Annotated in this window: 18 protein-coding genes; 7 read left to right on the top strand and 11 right to left on the bottom strand. The window is 64.2% G+C overall.

Annotated features, from left to right (window positions below; genetic code table 11):
* Positions 1–173 precede the first annotated feature (173 nt).
* Entirely contained in the window at positions 174–992 is an 819-nt protein-coding gene (locus K7G82_RS12280; RefSeq protein WP_222990101.1) for a helix-turn-helix transcriptional regulator, read from the top strand.
* Positions 993–1,009: 17 nt separating this feature from the next.
* Here K7G82_RS12280 and K7G82_RS12275 read toward each other — a convergent pair whose 3' ends face one another.
* From K7G82_RS12275 to K7G82_RS12260, 4 genes are read right to left on the bottom strand one after another with little or no spacing between them, the layout of a single operon-like run.
* On the bottom strand, positions 1,010–2,131 hold the full coding sequence (locus tag K7G82_RS12275; protein ID WP_222990100.1) for a CaiB/BaiF CoA transferase family protein: 1,122 nt from the start codon (positions 2,129–2,131) through the stop codon (positions 1,010–1,012).
* A complete protein-coding gene (locus K7G82_RS12270) occupies positions 2,131–3,375 on the bottom strand; it encodes a methylaspartate ammonia-lyase (RefSeq protein WP_222990099.1) in 1,245 nt (414 codons plus the stop codon). Before K7G82_RS12270 ends, K7G82_RS12275 begins: the two co-directional genes overlap by 1 nt.
* 16 nt (positions 3,376–3,391) lie before the next feature.
* Entirely contained in the window at positions 3,392–4,735 is a 1,344-nt protein-coding gene (locus tag K7G82_RS12265; RefSeq protein ID WP_222990098.1) for an amidase, read from the bottom strand.
* Positions 4,732–4,884 carry a hypothetical protein gene (locus K7G82_RS12260; protein ID WP_222990097.1) on the bottom strand — a complete coding sequence of 51 codons (153 nt, stop codon included), beginning with the start codon at positions 4,882–4,884 and terminating at the stop codon, positions 4,732–4,734. Before K7G82_RS12260 ends, K7G82_RS12265 begins: the two co-directional genes overlap by 4 nt.
* Before the next feature lie 231 nt (positions 4,885–5,115).
* Here K7G82_RS12260 and K7G82_RS12255 point away from each other — a divergent pair, with 231 nt between their 5' ends.
* Entirely contained in the window at positions 5,116–6,036 is a 921-nt protein-coding gene (locus tag K7G82_RS12255; RefSeq protein ID WP_222990096.1) for a LysR family transcriptional regulator, read from the top strand.
* 18 nt (positions 6,037–6,054) lie between these two features.
* Here K7G82_RS12255 and K7G82_RS12250 read toward each other — a convergent pair whose 3' ends face one another.
* Positions 6,055–6,654, bottom strand: a complete 600-nt coding sequence (locus tag K7G82_RS12250; protein WP_222990095.1) for a hypothetical protein — start codon at positions 6,652–6,654, stop codon at positions 6,055–6,057.
* A 191-nt stretch (positions 6,655–6,845) separates the two neighbouring features.
* Here K7G82_RS12250 and K7G82_RS12245 point away from each other — a divergent pair, with 191 nt between their 5' ends.
* Positions 6,846–7,304: a nuclear transport factor 2 family protein gene (locus K7G82_RS12245; protein WP_222990094.1), complete on the top strand. Its 459-nt coding sequence runs from the start codon at positions 6,846–6,848 to the stop codon at positions 7,302–7,304.
* 22 nt (positions 7,305–7,326) lie between these two features.
* On the opposite strand, the gene K7G82_RS12240 is transcribed toward K7G82_RS12245, so the two are convergent.
* Positions 7,327–7,707, bottom strand: a complete 381-nt coding sequence (locus K7G82_RS12240; RefSeq protein ID WP_222990093.1) for a DHCW motif cupin fold protein — start codon at positions 7,705–7,707, stop codon at positions 7,327–7,329.
* 400 nt (positions 7,708–8,107) lie between these two features.
* On the opposite strand from K7G82_RS12240, the gene K7G82_RS12235 reads away from it, so the two are divergent.
* Together K7G82_RS12235 and K7G82_RS12230 are read left to right on the top strand one after the other, a co-directional pair.
* Complete coding sequence (locus K7G82_RS12235; protein ID WP_222990092.1) at positions 8,108–8,287, top strand: DUF465 domain-containing protein; 180 nt, start codon at positions 8,108–8,110, stop codon at positions 8,285–8,287.
* Positions 8,288–8,438: 151 nt separating this feature from the next.
* Positions 8,439–9,035, top strand: coding sequence for a carbonic anhydrase (locus tag K7G82_RS12230; RefSeq protein ID WP_222990091.1), 597 nt, complete (start codon positions 8,439–8,441; stop codon positions 9,033–9,035).
* A 150-nt stretch (positions 9,036–9,185) separates the two neighbouring features.
* On the opposite strand, the gene pip is transcribed toward K7G82_RS12230, so the two are convergent.
* Positions 9,186–10,271 (bottom strand): prolyl aminopeptidase, encoded by a 1,086-nt coding sequence (gene pip, locus K7G82_RS12225; protein ID WP_222990090.1) that lies wholly within the window; start codon positions 10,269–10,271, stop codon positions 9,186–9,188.
* 249 nt (positions 10,272–10,520) lie between these two features.
* Positions 10,521–11,762 carry a capsule biosynthesis protein gene (locus K7G82_RS12220; RefSeq protein WP_222990288.1) on the bottom strand — a complete coding sequence of 414 codons (1,242 nt, stop codon included), beginning with the start codon at positions 11,760–11,762 and terminating at the stop codon, positions 10,521–10,523.
* 420 nt (positions 11,763–12,182) lie between these two features.
* Here K7G82_RS12220 and K7G82_RS12215 point away from each other — a divergent pair, with 420 nt between their 5' ends.
* Entirely contained in the window at positions 12,183–13,529 is a 1,347-nt protein-coding gene (locus K7G82_RS12215; RefSeq protein WP_246623428.1) for an LTA synthase family protein, read from the top strand.
* Here the strand turns inward: K7G82_RS12215 and K7G82_RS12210 are convergent.
* Positions 13,510–14,268, bottom strand: a complete 759-nt coding sequence (locus K7G82_RS12210; protein WP_343228577.1) for an SDR family NAD(P)-dependent oxidoreductase — start codon at positions 14,266–14,268, stop codon at positions 13,510–13,512. The two genes, K7G82_RS12215 and K7G82_RS12210, sit on opposite strands and share 20 nt — an antisense overlap.
* A gap of 149 nt (positions 14,269–14,417) precedes the next feature.
* Between K7G82_RS12210 and K7G82_RS12205 the strand changes: the two genes are divergently transcribed.
* A complete protein-coding gene (locus K7G82_RS12205) occupies positions 14,418–15,041 on the top strand; it encodes a sterol desaturase family protein (protein WP_222990089.1) in 624 nt (207 codons plus the stop codon).
* A gap of 80 nt (positions 15,042–15,121) precedes the next feature.
* Here the strand turns inward: K7G82_RS12205 and K7G82_RS12200 are convergent, their stop codons facing one another.
* Both K7G82_RS12200 and K7G82_RS12195 read right to left on the bottom strand, forming a co-directional pair.
* On the bottom strand, positions 15,122–16,318 hold the full coding sequence (locus K7G82_RS12200) for a glycosyltransferase family 4 protein (protein WP_222990088.1): 1,197 nt from the start codon (positions 16,316–16,318) through the stop codon (positions 15,122–15,124).
* Positions 16,315–17,721 (bottom strand): capsular polysaccharide export protein, LipB/KpsS family, encoded by a 1,407-nt coding sequence (locus tag K7G82_RS12195; RefSeq protein WP_246623427.1) that lies wholly within the window; start codon positions 17,719–17,721, stop codon positions 16,315–16,317. Before K7G82_RS12195 ends, K7G82_RS12200 begins: the two co-directional genes overlap by 4 nt.
* Positions 17,722–17,865: the final 144 nt, after the last annotated feature.

Raw genomic sequence — 17,865 nt, 5'->3', positions numbered from 1 at the left:
ATCGCGGCACCCCTGAACGTCCGAAATATGATATGTTCTGTCCTGCACCCTGACCTTGCGACCAATGGCGCGCGCCGTCTTGTCTCGATCAAACATCCGGATTGACTTGGATCGGGCGGGTGGCGCAACTTTCCCGTCATCGGATCCAATGGAGCAAGAAAGCCCGAGCGCGCATGACGCGAGATGCAGAACCCCTGTCGCAAGGCCGTTTCCGAGGCCTCGCCACGCAATCGCGCGCCAGCGGGCGGTTCACCATCGGCCATTGGTTCGCGAACAATCCGGACGGCTCCACCCATCCGCATTCGCATGAGTCGGCGCATTTCCTGTGGATCACCAGCGGGCGCTTCGAATCCGAGACCGCCACGCCCAATCGTGCGCTGCCGCCGATCATCTACACGCCCGCCGACATCGTCCATAGCGACCGCTTCATCGGCAATGGCAGTTTCTTTTCGGTATCGGTCGCCAACGATACGCTGATCGATATCAAGGATTTCCTGCCGCCCGACCGGGCATTGCAGCCACATAGCTGGCGCGCGCGCTGGATCCTGCGCGACCTGTTGCGCCTCTGCGGATCGACCGACGATCGCGGCGACGGCGAAATCCAGTCGCTTTGCTTCGAGCTATTGTCGGAAGTCTGTGCATTCGACGGCGAAACCGGCACGCCCGGATGGTTCCGGCGGTTCCGTGAACAGGTGCGGGAAAGCTATGGCGAGTCGTTGAGCGTGAACGGGCTGGCCCGCGATGCCGGCGTCCACCCCATCCATCTGACGCGCGTCTGCCGCAAGCTGATGGGATGCACGCCGCTCGAATATATCCGCTACGTCCGGCTGTCGGCTGCGGCCGAGGCGCTGCGCAGGGACGACATCTCGATCTGCGACGTCGCCTTCGATACCGGCTTCGCCGACCAGAGCCATCTCAATCACGCCTTCCGGGCGGCCTATGGCGCCGCCCCCGGGCAGTTCAGGCGCCAGTTGAACGCGACCAAGAGATAGTCCCGTTCGGGACGCCCTTACGCCATGAATTCCGCGCGAATGGCCGCGTCATGCTCACCAAGCGCAGCGACCCGGCCGGCCGCCGCCGGCCGCCCGTCATGGATGGCGGCGGGCGCAACCACCTGGACCCGGCCGGCCGGCGTATCAACATCCGCAAAGCGCAGATGCGGATGCCTCGCCGCCTCCGCGATCCCGTTCAACCGGCCATAGGCGATGCCGGCGCGTTCAAGCCTGGCCATCGCCTCGTCCAGCGTGATCGTCAGGAAGACGCCGGCAACAAGCGCATCCAGCGCGGGCCGATTGGCCACACGATCCATATTGGCGGCGAAACGCGCATCGGATGCGAGCGCGGGTGCGTCCATGAACAGGTTCGCGAACCGCACCCATTCGGCATCATTCTGGACCGAGATGATGACCTGTTCGCCACCGGCGCAGCGGAATGCGCCGTAAGGGGCGATCGTGGGATGGGCGACGCCGCCGCGCGCGACTTCATGGCCGCCGTGCAGATATTGCAGCAGCGGCACATTCATCCAATCCGCGATGCTGTCGAACAGCGACACCTCGATCGCGCGCCCGGCGCCGCTGCGTTCGCGCCCCAACAGCGCCTCGAGGATCGCGCAATAGGCGGTCGTCCCGGCATTGATGTCGGCGACCGACACGCCGACCCGGGCGGGCTCGTCGGCGCTGCCCGTGATCGCGCACAGGCCCACTTCCGCCTGAACGATCAGGTCATAGGCCTTCAGCTTCGCATTGGGACCAGTCGCGCCGAAACCGGTGATGTCGCAGGTGATCAGCCGGGGAAAGCGTTCGCGCAGCACCGTCGAGGCGAATCCCTTCCTCGCGAGCGCTCCGGGTTTCAGATTCTGGATGAAGACGTCCGCGCGCGCCAGCAGCGCGTCGAGCAATGCCCGGTCCTCGCCATTGTCGAGATCGACGCGAACCGATTCCTTGCCGCGATTGAGCCAGATATAATAGGCGCTCTGCCCCTTCACATAATCGTCGTAACGCCGCGCGAAATCGCCGCCGGGCCGCTCGACCTTGATCACGCGCGCGCCCGCTTCGGCCAGCCGCCACGACGCATAGGGCGCGGCCACGGCCTGTTCGACCGAAACCACCGTCAATCCCGACAGATCGCGCATCACCGGTCCCCGCCCGCCGCCAGCATCGCCAGCAACCGGTTCTGTTCGTTGCCGACGATGGTCATCGCTTCGTCCACGCCCATGCCGGGTTTCGCCAGCATCATATCCGCCTGGGTGGCGACCGCGACATGGACGCAGGCCTGCGCCGACACCTCGGTCTCCACGCAACTGCCGCCCAGATAGGCACCCGCGCCATGTCGGCGGCAGGCGAGCACGGCCTGCACGCTGTTGGCGATGCTGCCGAGATCGGGCGTCTTGATCTGCAGGATATGCCCCGCGCGCTCAGCGGCGAATAGTTCGACATCCTCGAGCGTGTTGCACCATTCGTCGGCGACGATCCGAGTCGAGACGCCCTTGGCGGCAAGGCGTTCGACCAGCGCCTTATACCCCGCCACATGCGCATCGCGGCTGCCGAAATCGGCGGGTGATTCGATCTGCAACGCGAAAGGCGCCGCATCCTCCGCCGCCACCGCCAGGAAGTCAGCGATCGCGTGCACGTCCAGGCCGAATTCCAGCCCGACCCATCCATAAAGGTCGAAATGCAGGATCGGCCGATAATCCTCACCGCCCAGCGCGATGCTCCGCGCGGCGACATGACGGATGAATTCGCGGAAAGCCTCGCCCTGACGGCCGAACTTGGCGGCGGCGTTGATCAAGCCGTGCGGCAGGATATCGCAGCCCTTCAGGATCATCTTGTCGACATTGACGACGCGATCGTCGCCGCTCTGCGCGAAGATCGGCACGCGCTCCGGAACGACGGGCAGGCCGAAGTCGCGGCACACCGTCTCCGCCATGGTTTCGCGGCGCGCATGGGCGCTCGCCCGCAGCAGCGCCTGGCTGATCCCATATTGCAGCGCCATGCCCGGCGCGGACCGCCCATCCTCCAGCGCCAGCACCGCTTCGCAGGTCGAACGGAAATCGCGCACCTCCCGCCCGATCAGGCGAGGCACGATCGCCGCGCGCGCAAAGGCCTCCGCCTCCGCCGCATAGAAGAGCGGATCGCGACCGCCCGCCCCGGAATATTGGACGCTCATCGCATCGCCCCAAAGCACCGCGCCATCGGAGAGGCGAAGACCGATGCCGAGGACCTCGGCCGGCTGCCTGATCCGGTGGAAGCCCGGCGTCCGCACCTGTCCGCGATAGGTGAAGCCGTCACTCTCCACGCCGGCGCGAATGGCGGCCTGGTCATCATAAAAATAGGCGCCGGTTCCGCGTGCGAAGACGACATCCGCGATCTGCATCATGTTACCATCCATCAGGTCAGAGAATATGCGTGAAATGCGGCGGTTCCCGCAGATGCCAGTCGGTTGCCGACTGGAAGATCCGGCCGACATGGAACAGCAGATGCTCGCTGTTCGGCCGCCCCACCAGTTGCAGGCCGATCGGCAAGCCGTTCGCATCGATGCCGCACGGCAAAGCGAGCACAGGCACGCCGAGATAGCTCAACCACCGCGTCCATCCCGTCATCGCCGCGACCCGCTCGAACGTACCAGCCAATCGGCGCTCATCGGTTTCCGCCCGCGACGGCGTCGGGAAAGCGAGCGTCGGAATGACCAGCACGTCGATATCGGCAAGGCTTTGTCTCACGAAACGCGCCAGATGCGCCGGGCGCTCGCGCAGCGCCTGATGATAGGCGATCGCGGGCACGAACAAGCCACCCGACAGGCGCTTGCGGACATGTTCGGAATACAGATGACGCCGGGACTGGAGCCTCGCCAGATGGACCGTGCTCGATTCCACCTTCTGGATCAGATCGGCCAGGCCATGAAGCCTGGCGATATCGGGCAACACGGCCTCGCTGACCGGCATGCCCGTCGCGGCGAGCGTGCCGACGGCGGATCGCACCGCCTGCTCCACGATCGGGGATATGGAGCGGCCCGCGGCCCGGACGGCATAGCCGATACGCACCTGCCCTTCGAACAACCTGGCGGGCGGACGCCCGGCGATCAGATCGAACAGCAGCGCGCAATCCTCGACGGTCCGCGCGATCGGCCCCACGCAGTCGAGCGAGGCCGACAATGGCATCGCGCCCGCCGCATCGACCGCGCCCCAGCTCGGTTTCAGCCCGGTAACGCCGCAACAGGCGGCCGGAAGGCGGATCGATCCCCCCGTATCGGAACCCAAAGATCCGGCAACGATCCCCGCCGCCACCGCCGCCGCCGAGCCGCTGGAGGATCCGCCCGTGACATGATCGGGATTCCACGGGTTGCGGCAATCGCCGAAGACCAGATTGTGCCCGGTCGGCCCCAGCGCATATTCCGCCATCTGCAGCGCGCCGAACGTGACCGCGCCCACGGCCTCCAGCCGCGCGATCGCGGTCGCTGTGCGCCGGGGCGGCCGTTGCTGGCGCATGCGTGCGCCGAACGAGCAGCGGTGGCCGCGTCGGTCGAACATATCCTTGTGCGCGAGCGGTATGCCATCGAGCGCGCCTTTGCGCGCGCCGCGAACGGATGGCGCCACATCCAAGCCTTCTCGATCCTCGGCGGGGATCGCAAGATTGAGTAGCTTGTCGAGATCGGCCATCGCGCGCACCGTCCGAGAGGAAAGTTCGGCGGGCGATATTTCTCCCCCATCAAGGGCGGCGCGGAGGCGGGCCAGCGTCATGCGGCAGTCTCGTCGTCCGGAATCGTCATGTCCGCGATATGGGCGATGATCCCCGCCGCAAGGTCGATCGCTTCGGTCCGAACATCCTCTCCGAGTTCGGCAACGGCAAGCTCTTGCAATTCCTCCAGGTCGATCCCGGCCTGCGCCATATCCGCCTCTCCGCCAATTCGAATACGCCCGGCAGGCCGGATCCGGCGCGATGCGAGCGTTCGGCACGGAGATTAGGGGTCGATCCATGAGCGGGCAAATAGCGCTTCGGTCAGCAAGACATCTTGAAACAAGATGGTCATGATTGTCCCAGAACCAAGATTCACTGGTATCCTGCGAACTCTGCGTTAATTCCCGATCTCATTTTCCGATGGCAGCCGGGGCATATTGGGATGATCGACTTTCGTCAGCTCCGCTATTTCAAGGGCGTCGCAGACGCGGGCAGTTTCACCAGGGCATCCGCCCGTCTGAACGTGGCGCAGAGCGCGTTGAGCCTGCATGTCCGGCGGCTGGAGGATCGGCTGGGCGTCAAGCTGTTCGTGCGCGAGCCGGATGGCGTCCGGCCGACCGTCGCCGGCGCGAAACTGCTCGATCATGCGCGGATCATCTTCGGCCAGCTCGCGCTCGCGGAGCGTGAGGTGGGCGAGGAACGCGCGAACCCCAGCGGAATCGTATCGATCGGCATTCCCTCCGGCGCGGCGCGCGTCCTGGCCGGGCCACTGCTGAGCGCCGGCAAAACGGCGTTGCCGCGCATATCGATCCGCATCGTCGATGCGATGACGGGATATCTTGAAGACTGGCTCGCCGAGGGGCGGCTGGACCTGGCCGTGCTCTATCGGCCGTGGGACGGTTCGGACGCGCACGCGCAGCTCGTGAAGGAAAGCTTCTACCTGGTGTCGTCCGCCGACACGCCCGCCGACGAGACCACGATCCGCTTCGAAGCGCTCGCCGGGTTGCCCCTCGCGCTACCGTCCGGCAGCAACAATGCGCGCGCCTTCATCGCCGCCCAGGCCAGGGAACGCCACCATGACCTGATGGTGGAATATGAACTCGACTCGCTCAGCAGCATCCTCGATCTCGTCAAGGCATCGCGCGCCCATTCCATCCTGACCCCGCCGGCCTTCCTGCACGAATGGCGGCGCGGCGAGGTGCGCGCGCGCGCGATCGTCGATCCGCGAATCCATCGTTCGGTCGTGCTCGAAACGCGCGATCGCGACGCCGAAGACGGCGCCCGCGCCGCCGTCGAAACGGTGCTGCGCGAAACCATATGCACGCTTGTCGCCCGGGGCGATTGGCTGGGGGATCTGCCATGATCCCCCGCGCCTGCCACGCTATTTCACGCTCTTCATATAGTCCGCCGGAATCGGATGCTCGGGCGTCTCCGGGCTCCAGATGATGTTCAGCACCCACCAGCGCTTGCCGTCGTTGAAGAGCTGAACGCTGTTGATGCCGCGCATGAAGGGCTCCGCATCGCTCGCCTTGCGCCGCGCCGCATAGGTGGTGAAGATATGCGAGATGTTGCCGTAGCGCTCCTCGCGATAGGCCAGTTCGACTTCATGGAAGCCGTTCTTCTCCAGATTGGGGCCGCTGATGTTGACATAGTCCTCCGGCGTCATCACGCGAGCGCCGATCTGTCCGGTCTGCGCATTCTTGCCCGTCGGGATCATCTGCGCCCTGGGGTGAAAGAGCGAGCGGAACCGGTTCCAGTCGCGCTTCACGCCGGCATCGCCCGAAATGACCTGATACAGCGCCGTCACCGCCGCGTGCGGAGACGACACATCCCCCGGCCTCGGCGCCGGCACCTGGGTGGATGGATCGACCGGCGCCGCCGCCGGCTGCGCCATCGCGACGCCGGGCAGCGTGATCGCCAGCCCCCCTGAAAGCAGCAGCGCCATCGCCGCACACCGCGCCTTGCCCGTCATGATGTTCATGTCCAACCCTCCCCCTTTGCGCGCCACCGCGCGATCAAGCCTTCGTCCATGCGCATCATAGGGAATAATGCGGCCGGTTTTCGACGGATAAATGCCTGTCTTCGACGTCCGACATCCAGGTTGCGATCTCCTGCTTGACGACCGGCGCCGCGCGATGCTTCCTCCAGTCGAAATTCGAAAAGGAAAAGAGGATGCGTTCAGGACCCTTCACCGCCACCGCTTGCGCGCTGCTCATGATGGCCACCGGCGCCCAGGCGACGACGCGGACATGCGAGAGCAACCCCACGGACGAGGCCGACGTAGCCACCATGGTCAAGGATTTCTTCGCCGCCATCGAACGACGCGACCTGACGGCGGCGGCGGCGATGACGACACCCGGTTTCCATTCCTTCGATGTCGCCAAGGCGTTCACCGGCCCCGAACTGTTCGCGATGGTCGGCGGCGCGCAACAAAAGGGCGTCACGCTGGAATTCGGCATCGCCACGGTCGAGACCCATGTCGCCTGCAACACCGCCTGGGCGGTATGGAAGAATGACGGCAAGATCGCCGGCACGCCGACGCTCTGGCTGGAATCGGCAGTGCTCAGCCGCACCAAGGCAGGCTGGCGTTTCGAATTCTATCATTCCACCAAGGTGCCGCCGGCGAAGTAGCGCCGGATCCTTTCCGTGCCGTTCAGTCGACGATGAAGATCTTCGCGCCCTTCTCTGTGACCGAGCGGTGCGGCGCATCACCGGAATCGGATACCTGATAGCTCATGCCCGGCGTCAGCACGAAGCGGCGCCCATCCTGCAGTTCCGAGGTCAGTTCGCCTTCGAGCACGAACAGGACATGGCCGCGTTCGCACCAGTGATCCGCCAGATAGCCGGGCGAATATTCGACAAGGCGCACGCGCAGGTCGCCGATCTCGAATGTGCGCCAGATCGCCTCTCCCGTCTCTCCGGGATAGGTTTTCGCTGGCACGGTCGACCAGTCGGTGACGGTGAAGGCAAGATCGGGAATCTTCATGGGCAGCGCTTGTACGGGATCGCGCGACGCGGCGCGAGTGCGATCCATGCGCCATCCATCAGGCCATGCCAGCTCGAACGAACAGAAATTCGATCACCACATCGCCTAGAAACACATCCTTCTTGCCGTCCAAAAATTTAAAATATCAGCAACAATCCAGAAACATGCCCCGTCACCCCCTGAATTCATGGGCTTTTCGAACGATAATCCTCAAGGATATTCGATCGATATACTGATCCCGCTCGAACTTATGCTGCCTTCTCCATGCGCATATCTTGAACACCGCCATTTCACGCATATCATGATGGTGCGGACCGGGCCCCTCTGGCGATCGATCGATCGTGATGTCGGACCGCATCGGGCAGCTCCGATGCTGGCATGACCGGGTTCCTTTCCTCATGCAGGCGGCCGAGCGCCCGATCGATCAACGTATCGATTTGGAGGCAGTATGAGTGCTGTGTTTTACCGGTTGAGCCTGATGCATCGTCGGCTGGATGAAGAGATCAAGCGCGAAGCGAAGCGGCGCGTACCCGATGGGTTCCGCCTGCTGCGGCTCAAGAAGCTGAAGCTCGCGGTCAAGGATCGCCTGACCGGCCATTGGCGTCGCGAACTGGCGGTCGCCAACTGATCGCACATCTCGACGAGCGGTCCGGATCCTCCGGGCCGCTCCATCCTCCCCCCTGAATACAGACCGAATGCGGCGAACCATCTGGCTTTCGGACGCGGTGCGCGCCCCACCCTGAACGCGACCGGAAGCACCCCATGACAAGCGAGTAGACATGACCCCTGACGAGGCATTGCAAACCCTGCGCGACGGCAATCGCGCTTTTCTGAACGGCGAAATCCAGCCCGATATCGGCTCGGCCCGACGCCTCGAACTCGCCAAGGAGGGTCAGGCGCCCTTCTGCGCCTATGTCTCCTGTTCGGACAGCCGGGTTCCGCCGGAACTGCTTTTCGGCCGCGGCCTGGGCGAACTGTTCATCATCCGCAATGCAGGCAACACGGTCGATACCGTCGCGATGGGCTCGATCGAATTCGCGGTGGCCGAACTCGGCGTGTCACTGGTGGTGGTGATGGGTCATGAAAGCTGCGGCGCGGTGAAGGCCGCCATGTCCGTCGTCAGCGAAAATGCGCGTTTTCCCGGCGCGATCGGCAATATGGTGGAACCGATCATTCCCGCGGTGCTCGAGGCGCGCGGCGAGGCGGGTGACGCCACCGAAGCAGCGGTGCGCCAGAATGTCCGCCGCGTCGTGCGCAAGCTGCGTGAAGGCAGCGACCCGCTGCTCATCGAACCGCAAAAGGCGGGCAGGCTGAAAGTGGTCGGCGCCTATTATCATCTCGAAAAGGGCGAGGTCGACTTCTTCGACCTGCCATAATACCGGGCCTCGGTGAGCCTGGCTCGTCGAGCCCCGGTATCAGCCCGCGCGGTACTTGAGCGAACCGATCGAGGATGCGTCAGCATCTTCGAAGATCGCGTATACGCCGGATATCCGGAGCAGGGGCGTGCCTCTGCTCCGGACCAGCCGTCAGATGCGCGGCAACCCGTCCATGATCGCGGTCAGCGCCAGCGCGTTCTCGCGCTCCATGGCGCTATGCCCGGCATTGGTGAAGACCAGGCTGGCCGGTTCCGCGCCAGCGCCGCGCAGCGCCGCGACCAGACGCGACGCCTGGGTGAGCGGGCAGACCTGATCGAAGCGGCCATGCACGATATGAACCGGGATCGACGCCAGCGTGGCGGCATTGTCCTCGAAATGCGCGGGCGGCAGGAACAGCGCGTTCGCGAAATAATGCGCCTCGATCTGCGCGAAGCAGAGCGCGAAATCGGCTTCGCCGAATTTGCCGGTATCGGCGGCTTCAGGGATCATGTTGGAGGTCGCGCCTTCCCAGACCGACCAGGCAAGCGCCGCGGCAAGCTGCCGCTCGCGTTCCTCGGCGGTCGCGGGAACCATGTCGAAGATCGCCTTGTACGACGCCATCACGTCCTGCCGCTCGTCGGGCGTCAGGATCGCCAGGAAATCGCGCCACTCGTCGGGATAATGGATATAGGCACCCGGCGTGGCGAGGCCGTAGGGATCCTCCTGCCAGGTCGCGGCATTGCCCTGGTAGAAATAATGGAGATCCGCCTTCGATCCCAGGAAGATGCCGCGCAGGACGAGGCTGGCGCAATTGGCGGGATGCGCGATCGCATAGGCCATCGAGAGCGTGCTGCCCCAACTTCCGCCGAAGACATGCATGGGGCCGGCGATGCCGAGATGATCGCGCAGCTTCTCGATATCGGCGATCAGCAGATCGGTGGTATTGCGCTGAAGCGCGACCGCCGCCCCCGCCGAGGCGACATTGGGCTCGCTCTTACCGCAGCCGCGCTGATCGAAAAGGATGACGCGATAGCGATCGGGATCGAAGAAGCGCGCCATGACGGGCGCGCATGCCCCGCCGGGGCCGCCATGAAGGAACATCACCGGCTCGCCGTCGCGATTGCCATATTCCTCCCAGTAGAGCCGGTGCGCCGGCGCCTCATCGACCTGGAGCCAGCCGCTGTCGAGCAGCGGCGGCTGCGGATATTTCCAGCCTTCGCCAATCTTGCTCGACAATTCCAGCTGCGAAAAATCCATGATCCGTCCTTTCCGGTTCGGCATTCGGGCCAATCGCGCCCGATCTTCAAGCCTGCCCTTTGCGAGAAACACGCGTGATCGGAAAGCGGCAATTTGCGGAACAGTTCACCCCATCGGGAGGAATCAGCGCGAATTGCGGGATCGACGGATCAAGCCCGGCATCGGCGAGGGGCTGATATCAAGTGGCGTCGGGTGAAGCGGGCAACGGCGCCCCGGCCTCGTCAAGATCGCGCCCGATGAGAGCCCCTCTCATTCCGGTGCGATCGGCCGCCCTTCGAAGCGCGCGACAGCGTGACGGACCACCTTGTCGAGCGCTTCCTCGGAGAAGAAGCCACCGGGAATCAGGCAGCGCTCGACAAGGACACGCCGGAACGCAAGGAAAGCCCCGGCGTCGGGCGCAACGGGATTTTGCCAAAAGGAGTCCAGCCCACCCTGATCGGTAATGTCCGGGATATCGTAGACGGCATGCCCCAGTACCACCACCGGCACTCCCTCAGCCAAGGCCAGGGTGCCACTGGTGCTGTTGATCGTGACGACGCCACGTGCGCATCGGGTAACCGGAACAATATCTCCCCAGGCGAGATAATCCACCCTCTCCGCCACGCCGAACAAGTCGGCCATGTCCGCCGTCACCTGCCGCCAATCGCGCACTCCGTTGTCGAGAGGATGCTCCTTGACCACCAGGCGCGTACCAGCCGGAGCATGGGTGGCGAAAGAACCGATCACCAGCCTCAATGCATCGGCTATCCCTGCGAAAGGCGAATGCAGGCGGATCTGCGCATCCGAATCGAGTTGCAGCGGAAACAGAAAATAAGGATCGCCCTTACGATCCAGCCGCGCCATGAGTTCCACCGCGCTTCCCTGACGCTCCTTGCGGCGGCACAGCTTTCGCCACCAGCCCATGCCTTCCACCACCGGATGCCAGGGCCGATGGTTGGTCCAGTACGGATAATACCAGCGCGTCAGCACATCGGCGAAGTTGTAGAGGAGACCTTCGGTGGCCCGGCGACGAAACGACGCGGGGACTTGCGCGTGCGGCGGCACCGGGGGCAAGGCGGCTGCCGTCTTGCGATACCAATCGGGGTCACGCGGCAGTGACGAATGCCCGTTGACGCCGCCCAGTTCGAGCGTCACCCAGTCGGGCCGGATATAGCCCTCTTCAAAGACATGCACCGGGATTCCCAGTTCGCGGCACACGCGGATAGCCGGCAGATGATGGTCGCGACAATCACCGAACAGCGCCACATCGGTGATGCCGCGCGCACGAAGCATCCGCTCGAACACCGCCGGCCAATCCGCCAGCGAACCACGATAGTCGATACCATTCGGCAAGCGCCAGAACAGACGGTCCCCACCGTTGAAGTTGACCTTGTAGACCTTGTGCCCCGCACGGGCCAACTCTTGACCAAGGCGACGGAACAAAGGGCCCATCAACCCCTGAAGCAGGAGCACCGTCCGCTGTTCGTCGCGCTGCGCACAAGTCGGCTCCATTTGCACACGCCCCCCCACCCGGACGCCAAGAGAATCAGCTTCTGGAGCTTCGAGTTCAGGCATGCAAAAAACGCGCTCCGTATTGACATCCGTAAAGATGCTCAGCGGCAAAGACTTGATCAACTACCCGACCGGCCTGATTTTCAGGCAGTTAGTCCCTCTGATGACATGCGGCAAGCCTGACAGCCGAGAACCCGTATGAGAGAGTTGCTGGATGACAACTCTGCTCATGGCCGCTATGAGCCCGTCCCCGCAACCATGGCGGGAATCCGGCGCTGATGGCGATATGGCGGGACAGTGACGCTTGAAGGACTGACATTCGCTGCCCTGCTCGCCAGTGCCGTTCTCCTCGACGCCCTGGTGCGCCCTCGAACCCGCGGAGCCATACGCGACGCAGCCGGATTGTGGCTTGTTGCGTGCATGACGACGGCACTTTTTGGCCTGTTCCTGGCGCTGTGCGGCAATAGCCTGGTGGCGGCGATGCTGGCATTCACCCTTCAGGCATTGCTGGCTCTGGCCTCGAATGCCAAGCATGCCGTGCTCGGCGAACCATTGCTGTTTTCGGATCTCGCGCTCGTCGGCGCGATCTTTCGCCACCCTCAATTTTATCTCTCGGCCATACGCCCCTGGCAACGCGTGGCGGTCGGCATGGCGACGATGGCGCTGCTGACGGTGATCGCTTGGCTCTCCGTCGCAGATCTGCTTGCGCATGTCCTGGGCCTTGCGCTGCTCATCGGCAGCCTCACGATACTGGCACTGTCGCTGCATGTGGCGCCGCTGCGTCGCCTCGCCAGCATGCCCGATACCCATGCCGATCTGCACCGCCACGGCTTGCTGCCGACGCTCCTGCTGTACTGGCTGCGATGGCGCGAGGATCCAGATCCGCCACCTTGCCCGAAGATGGAGCGGCATACGCCGGAATGCGCCCCGGAACTGCTGATTCTCATACAATGCGAAAGCTTTGCCGATCCGGCCGACCTTTTCGATGATGCCACCCTTGCCTTGCCGGGGCTCTCCTTCGCACGCGAAAATGCCTGGCAGTGGGGCCGGCTCGAGGTCAGCGGCTTCGGTGCCTATACCATGCGCACGGAATATGGCGTGATCTTCGGGCGGGAAGAGGAAGCGCTCGGCTTCCGGCGCTACGATCCGTTCCTGACCGCGACGGGCGAAGCGAGCTACGCGCTCCCTCGGCAGTTCCGGGGCTGGCGCAGCCTCTTTGTCCATCCACATGACATGCGCTTCTACGGGCGCAACCGGATCATGCCCGCGGCGGGTTTCTCCGAACTGGTGGGTGAAGACAGCTTCACCCCACCCACACCGGCGGAGGGCCGATATGTTACCGATGCCGCAATAGCCCAGCGAATCATGGCGTTGGCCGAAACAGCCGTCCAGCCGAGCCTGATCTATGCCGTCACCATCGAGAATCACGGCCCCTGGGCGTCCGATGGCTCCCCGAACGCAGATCCTGTCGCCGGCTACCTGCGCCTGGTGCATAATAGCGATGCCATGCTGAGCATGCTGATCGGGCGCCTCCGTACATTGGGTCGCCCGGCCATGCTGGTATTTTTCGGCGATCATCGCCCGAGCATCCCTGGCGCGACCGCGCCGGGCGAAGGGCGGCACACGCCCTATGTGATGATCCGGATAGATGCCGGAGGCAGAATTGCACGTGGCGAGAAGAACCGCATCGACCTGACTCCGGCGCAACTGCACCATGCCATACTCCGCACGGTGCTCGGCGAACCCGCTACCGCTCCGGAGGCGTAAGGCCGAGTAGCACGCGGTCTCGCACCCAGCTCGGCAGCAAGCGATCAAACCAGCGCAACGCCACGAAAGGCCAGGGTAGGACGAGATGCGGCTGCCGCCGCGCCGCCGCGCGCGCGATCCGCGCCGCCACCTTCTCTGGCCGCATCAGCAGCGGCTTGGGCCCCGGCACCTTGCGCCCCGCCGCGGTATCGATAAATCCCGGCGAGACCAGCGTGACGGCCACACCATGCTCCCGCACACCCAGTCGCAGCGCCTGTGCGAAACGCGCCAGCCCCGCTTTCGTCCCCGAATAGGCGGCGGCGAACGGCAAGGCGTGGAAGGCGGCCGCCGAGCCCACCAGCACAATCCCGCCATGCCCGCGCTGCGCCATTCGCGCCGCGATCGCCGCCGCCATGGCCGCCGGCGCGGTAAAGTTGAGCGCCCCGAGAAGAGCGACAAGCCGGGCATCCTCGACCCTCTCCCCCGACGCGCGGATATCCCCCCGCCCCGAGCACAAGAGAGCGAGATCAAAGGGATCGGCTTCGTCCTCCGCGACCAGTGCGGCAAGCGCAGCCTCGATATCGGTGATATCGAGCGAGCGGACTTCGGCCAGGGCGCCTGCCGCCCGGCACTCTTCGGCCAGAGCCGACAAACGCCCCGGATCTCGCCCCCACAAGCTCAAGCGGACTGCGCCGACGCCGGAACATCCCGCGTAATGCCGTGCCAACGCACCGCCGAGCCCCCCCGAAGCACCAGTCACAAGAATATGGCGCCGACGCGGTATATTCACACGGCTATCCTTCACGCGCGCGCCTTCATTCGTCGCAACCCACTTTTTCAATACCTCATCCAACGTGGAGTTATTTCGGCTTGACAGTCAATCGCACCTGCTGTCCAGCATCGTGCCCAATGTCTGCTCCGGTTTTCAGTCAGCAACGCGTCAGGTTGTTCAAAAGCGAGCGCCTAGAAAAGCTTACCTTGATCTCGCCGCGAGCCTTCGCGCTGGGCTGGTCGCTCATGCTCCCGACAATCCTTTGGGCGGGTTCGAACACCGCAGACCCGCTCGACGCCCCTTTCAAGTGCCTGGGCCTTGTCGGCAGCGGCCTGCTGATTTGGACGCTCTTCGAATATGCGATGCACCGCTATCTGTTTCACCTCACCGTCGATCTGTCGCCGGTACGCTGGTTCGTCTTCCTGATCCACGGCAACCATCATGACAACCCGAACGATCCCATGCGGGATATGATGCCGCTTGCCGTGAGCATACCCGTTTCCGCGCTGATCTGGGGACTCTGCATCTTGCTGCTGGGCGCGCCGGGAACCTGGTTGTTCCTGGGCTTCATCACCGGGTACGTGATCTACGATGCGATCCATTATGCCTGCCACCAATGGCCGATGCGTGGCAGGCTGGGTGCAGCTCTCAAGCGCCACCATATGCGCCATCACCATGTCGACGATCATGGGAACTACGCGATCTCTGCCATATTCTGGGACTATATATTCGGTTCCAAGATCAAGTCGTTCAAGCGATAACTGCTCCTCGAAGCAAGCTGCCCGGGTCGAGATAGGCGCTGCGGGATTCGCAAGGCGGACCGCCTTGCTCTTTCCCCCTGCTACAGCCCCTCGATCGCGTCCCTGACGATGGCCATGTGCTCCTCCCATGTGGGATTGTGCCATTTCGGGAGGCGTGACATCTGCGCGACATGACTTGGCCCACCCCTCGCATGGTCGAGGATCGCGGCTTTCCAGCCCGCCCCGTCCAGCGGGTCGAGATAGTCGGGCACCGAGCCACCCACTTCGCGCAAGGCAGGCAGGTTGCTGCACACCGCCGGCGTACCGACGGAGAGCGCCTCGGCCACCGGCATGCCGTACCCTTCCGAGAAGGACGGCATCAACAGCGCCCTCGCACCGCGCAGCAGCCCCGAGAGTCGCGCATCCGGGCAGCCGCCAAGTTCCTCGACATGCCCCCTGAGCGCCGGGCAACGCTCCAGCATGTCTATGACCTGTTCATTCTCCCAGCCACGCCGGCCTATCAGAAAAAGGCGCGGCACCTCCTGTGGTGGCAGGGTCTCGGCCAGGTGTCGCCAGAGATGAAGCAGCAGGAGGTGATTTTTGCGCGGCTCGATCGTACCGAGGCACACGAAATAGGGACGGCCGTCACCCGGCTCGGGCGCCACCGGCGGCAATTGCTCGGTACCGAGCAGCGCGACATGAATTCTCGGCTTGCGGACAGAACCTTGCCTGGCCTTTTCGAGCCAGGGCTCGAGTGAGCGTCCAGTGGCGGCGGAATTGACGATTATTCCGTCCGCCAGCTTCGCGACCGTCCCGATGCGCCGTCGGTGCAGCGCCGCCCCCGAAGGACGGGCATATTCGGGAAATTCTATCGGAATGAGATCATGGACCAGGCACAGAAACCGCGCCTTCTCGCGCATCAGGATACGCCGCACCTTCGCGGCGTTGGTCAGATGATGAGGAGAGACCTGCACATAGACCGTACCGGAAAGAAGCGCCGCCCCGCGCGAGGGCAGCAGCGCCGCCAGTTGCGGAATGACCGAGACAAGCGAGCGCTGCCGCGGGCTACCCTCTTCGAGTGACCATCGGCGCTCCAATTCATCGAGATAGGCGAGCGCTGCGCGACGCGACAATCGGCCATAAAGACCACTGGGATGCACAGCCGCGAAAGTCAGCGCTTCACCATAATGGTTCAGGAGACCCCGCGCATAGGCCATTTCCACCCGATCCACCCCGGAAGGCGTCGAATAGCGCACGCGCGAGATCAGGCGCGAGATATCCAGGATCACTTCAGTCATCGAAAAATGGCCATCAGCCTGCCTTGCCGGCGGCGCAAGGGCGCTATCCATGCAAGGCGATTGGGCACATTTGCGCTGGTGATGCGGTCGACCAGTATTTCGGGCATGCAGGGCAAACCGGTAACGGGATCAAGATAGCGCGGGTAGAGGATCAACACGCCGGCCACCAATGCGTCGAGCGTCAATGTCCGCGCACGTCGTTCCGGCACTGCGCCAAGATCGCGCGTAAGCCCCCAGCCCGCATAGAAAGGCGTGCCATGACAAGCCACCTCGCACCCGCGCATCAGCGCCTCGAAGCCCGTCAGCGAAGTCAGCACATGGACCGCGTCGACCACGTTCAGCAGAGGGGCCATACCGCCGCCACGCATGATGCGATCGGCATAGCCGAGAATGTCCGCATCGGGGACACGTCCCTTCCGATGGCCGGCATCAACATCGGGATGTGGTCGGAACCAGATCTCCGCCTCCGGTTCCAACGCACGTGCGCGGCGCAGCAAATCCAGATTCGAGACCAGACCACCACCGCCGGCCAGCACCGACATGTCGTCCTCGACTTGCCCCGGCACCAGCACGAGCCTGTGACCGGGCTGCCTCTCACGCGCGAGCCCGCCCGGTTCGGCCGCATATTTGCTGATGCCCGCCGAGACGATCATCTCGCGCAGGGCGCGCGCACGCTCCAGCAGCCTTTGCGTGATCCTTGCGCCGTTCAGTATCGATTCGAGGTCGCTCGGCTGTGAAGGGTCGAAGTGAATGCCGGAGGCATCGACAACCACCGAGGACGGCGGCACCAGATCGACACCCAGCCCCACCGAACGGACGAAACCATCTTCCACGCGCACCAGGGGCACGTCCTGCCGCCGCGCATTCTCGATCAGTGCAGGTGAAACGCGCGAAGGCCAGATCGCGACGGCGCCGCCGGCCTTGCGCGCCGTCGCGATCGCCCGGGAGGCCGAGGAGACGATCCGCAACCGGCGCTGTGGATGCCACAGGAAACGCCGGATCTCGGCCCGTTTCCACCACGCTATGCCGGAGGCTACAGCTATCGGCCGGTTCGCCGACAGGATCTCACGCCAGGTCGCAAGCAATTCTATCGTCGCTTCGATCGTCGACGGCCCATCAGTGAAGGGGTTGCGCCAGGTCGCCGCGATCAGAGCCTTCGCCGCACGGCAATCGAGTGTCGCATCATCGTCATCAGGTGCGCCGAAGCAGCCGGGTGAGAGCAGACGCACCCGCACGCCCGCAATCCGCGCGAGTGCCACCCATTCGTCGTCGCCATGAGCCGCAAGCTCTCGCACTCCCTCCAGCACCGACCAGGGATCGACATCATCGCGCCAATAGCCGCCATCCGCCGCGACAAGGCGGGTGAAAAGCCGCGTCCAGTGCCGATCCGGAGAACTCGCCATCCACAATATCTTGCAGCGCTCGGCGGCGTTCAGCGCCTGGCGATGAGCGTTGACCTCCTCGCTTCGGCGAACGCGCACAACCGTTTCGACCGGATGCTGGAGTTGTGCCGGATCCGCCCAGAACCGCCCTCCCACACGCGCCTC

This window comes from Sphingomonas colocasiae, from assembly GCF_019880585.1.
GTDB lineage: Bacteria > Pseudomonadota > Alphaproteobacteria > Sphingomonadales > Sphingomonadaceae > Sphingobium_A > Sphingobium_A colocasiae.
This window is presented reverse-complemented; position numbering and strand designations above follow the sequence as displayed.

Excerpts from the sequence above, each read along its gene's own strand:
- K7G82_RS12270 (WP_222990099.1), bottom strand. The coding sequence starts at position 3,375 with ATGATGCAGATCGCGGATGTCGTCTTCGCACGCGGAACCGGCGCCTAT.
- pip (WP_222990090.1), bottom strand. The coding sequence starts at position 10,271 with ATGGATTTTTCGCAGCTGGAATTGTCGAGCAAGATTGGCGAAGGCTGG.
- K7G82_RS12215 (WP_246623428.1), top strand. The coding sequence starts at position 12,183 with ATGACGACGGCACTTTTTGGCCTGTTCCTGGCGCTGTGCGGCAATAGC.
- K7G82_RS12195 (WP_246623427.1), bottom strand. The coding sequence starts at position 17,721 with ATGGCGAGTTCTCCGGATCGGCACTGGACGCGGCTTTTCACCCGCCTT.
- K7G82_RS12240 (WP_222990093.1), bottom strand. The coding sequence starts at position 7,707 with ATGGATCGCACTCGCGCCGCGTCGCGCGATCCCGTACAAGCGCTGCCC.
- K7G82_RS12255 (WP_222990096.1), top strand. The coding sequence starts at position 5,116 with ATGATCGACTTTCGTCAGCTCCGCTATTTCAAGGGCGTCGCAGACGCG.
- K7G82_RS12250 (WP_222990095.1), bottom strand. The coding sequence starts at position 6,654 with ATGAACATCATGACGGGCAAGGCGCGGTGTGCGGCGATGGCGCTGCTG.
- K7G82_RS12245 (WP_222990094.1), top strand. The coding sequence starts at position 6,846 with ATGCGTTCAGGACCCTTCACCGCCACCGCTTGCGCGCTGCTCATGATG.
- K7G82_RS12235 (WP_222990092.1), top strand. The coding sequence starts at position 8,108 with ATGAGTGCTGTGTTTTACCGGTTGAGCCTGATGCATCGTCGGCTGGAT.
- K7G82_RS12275 (WP_222990100.1), bottom strand. The coding sequence starts at position 2,131 with ATGCGCGATCTGTCGGGATTGACGGTGGTTTCGGTCGAACAGGCCGTG.
- K7G82_RS12200 (WP_222990088.1), bottom strand. The coding sequence starts at position 16,318 with ATGACTGAAGTGATCCTGGATATCTCGCGCCTGATCTCGCGCGTGCGC.
- K7G82_RS12220 (WP_222990288.1), bottom strand. The coding sequence starts at position 11,762 with ATGGAGCCGACTTGTGCGCAGCGCGACGAACAGCGGACGGTGCTCCTG.
- K7G82_RS12280 (WP_222990101.1), top strand. The coding sequence starts at position 174 with ATGACGCGAGATGCAGAACCCCTGTCGCAAGGCCGTTTCCGAGGCCTC.
- K7G82_RS12265 (WP_222990098.1), bottom strand. The coding sequence starts at position 4,735 with ATGACGCTGGCCCGCCTCCGCGCCGCCCTTGATGGGGGAGAAATATCG.
- K7G82_RS12205 (WP_222990089.1), top strand. The coding sequence starts at position 14,418 with ATGTCTGCTCCGGTTTTCAGTCAGCAACGCGTCAGGTTGTTCAAAAGC.
- K7G82_RS12230 (WP_222990091.1), top strand. The coding sequence starts at position 8,439 with ATGACCCCTGACGAGGCATTGCAAACCCTGCGCGACGGCAATCGCGCT.
- K7G82_RS12260 (WP_222990097.1), bottom strand. The coding sequence starts at position 4,884 with ATGGCGCAGGCCGGGATCGACCTGGAGGAATTGCAAGAGCTTGCCGTT.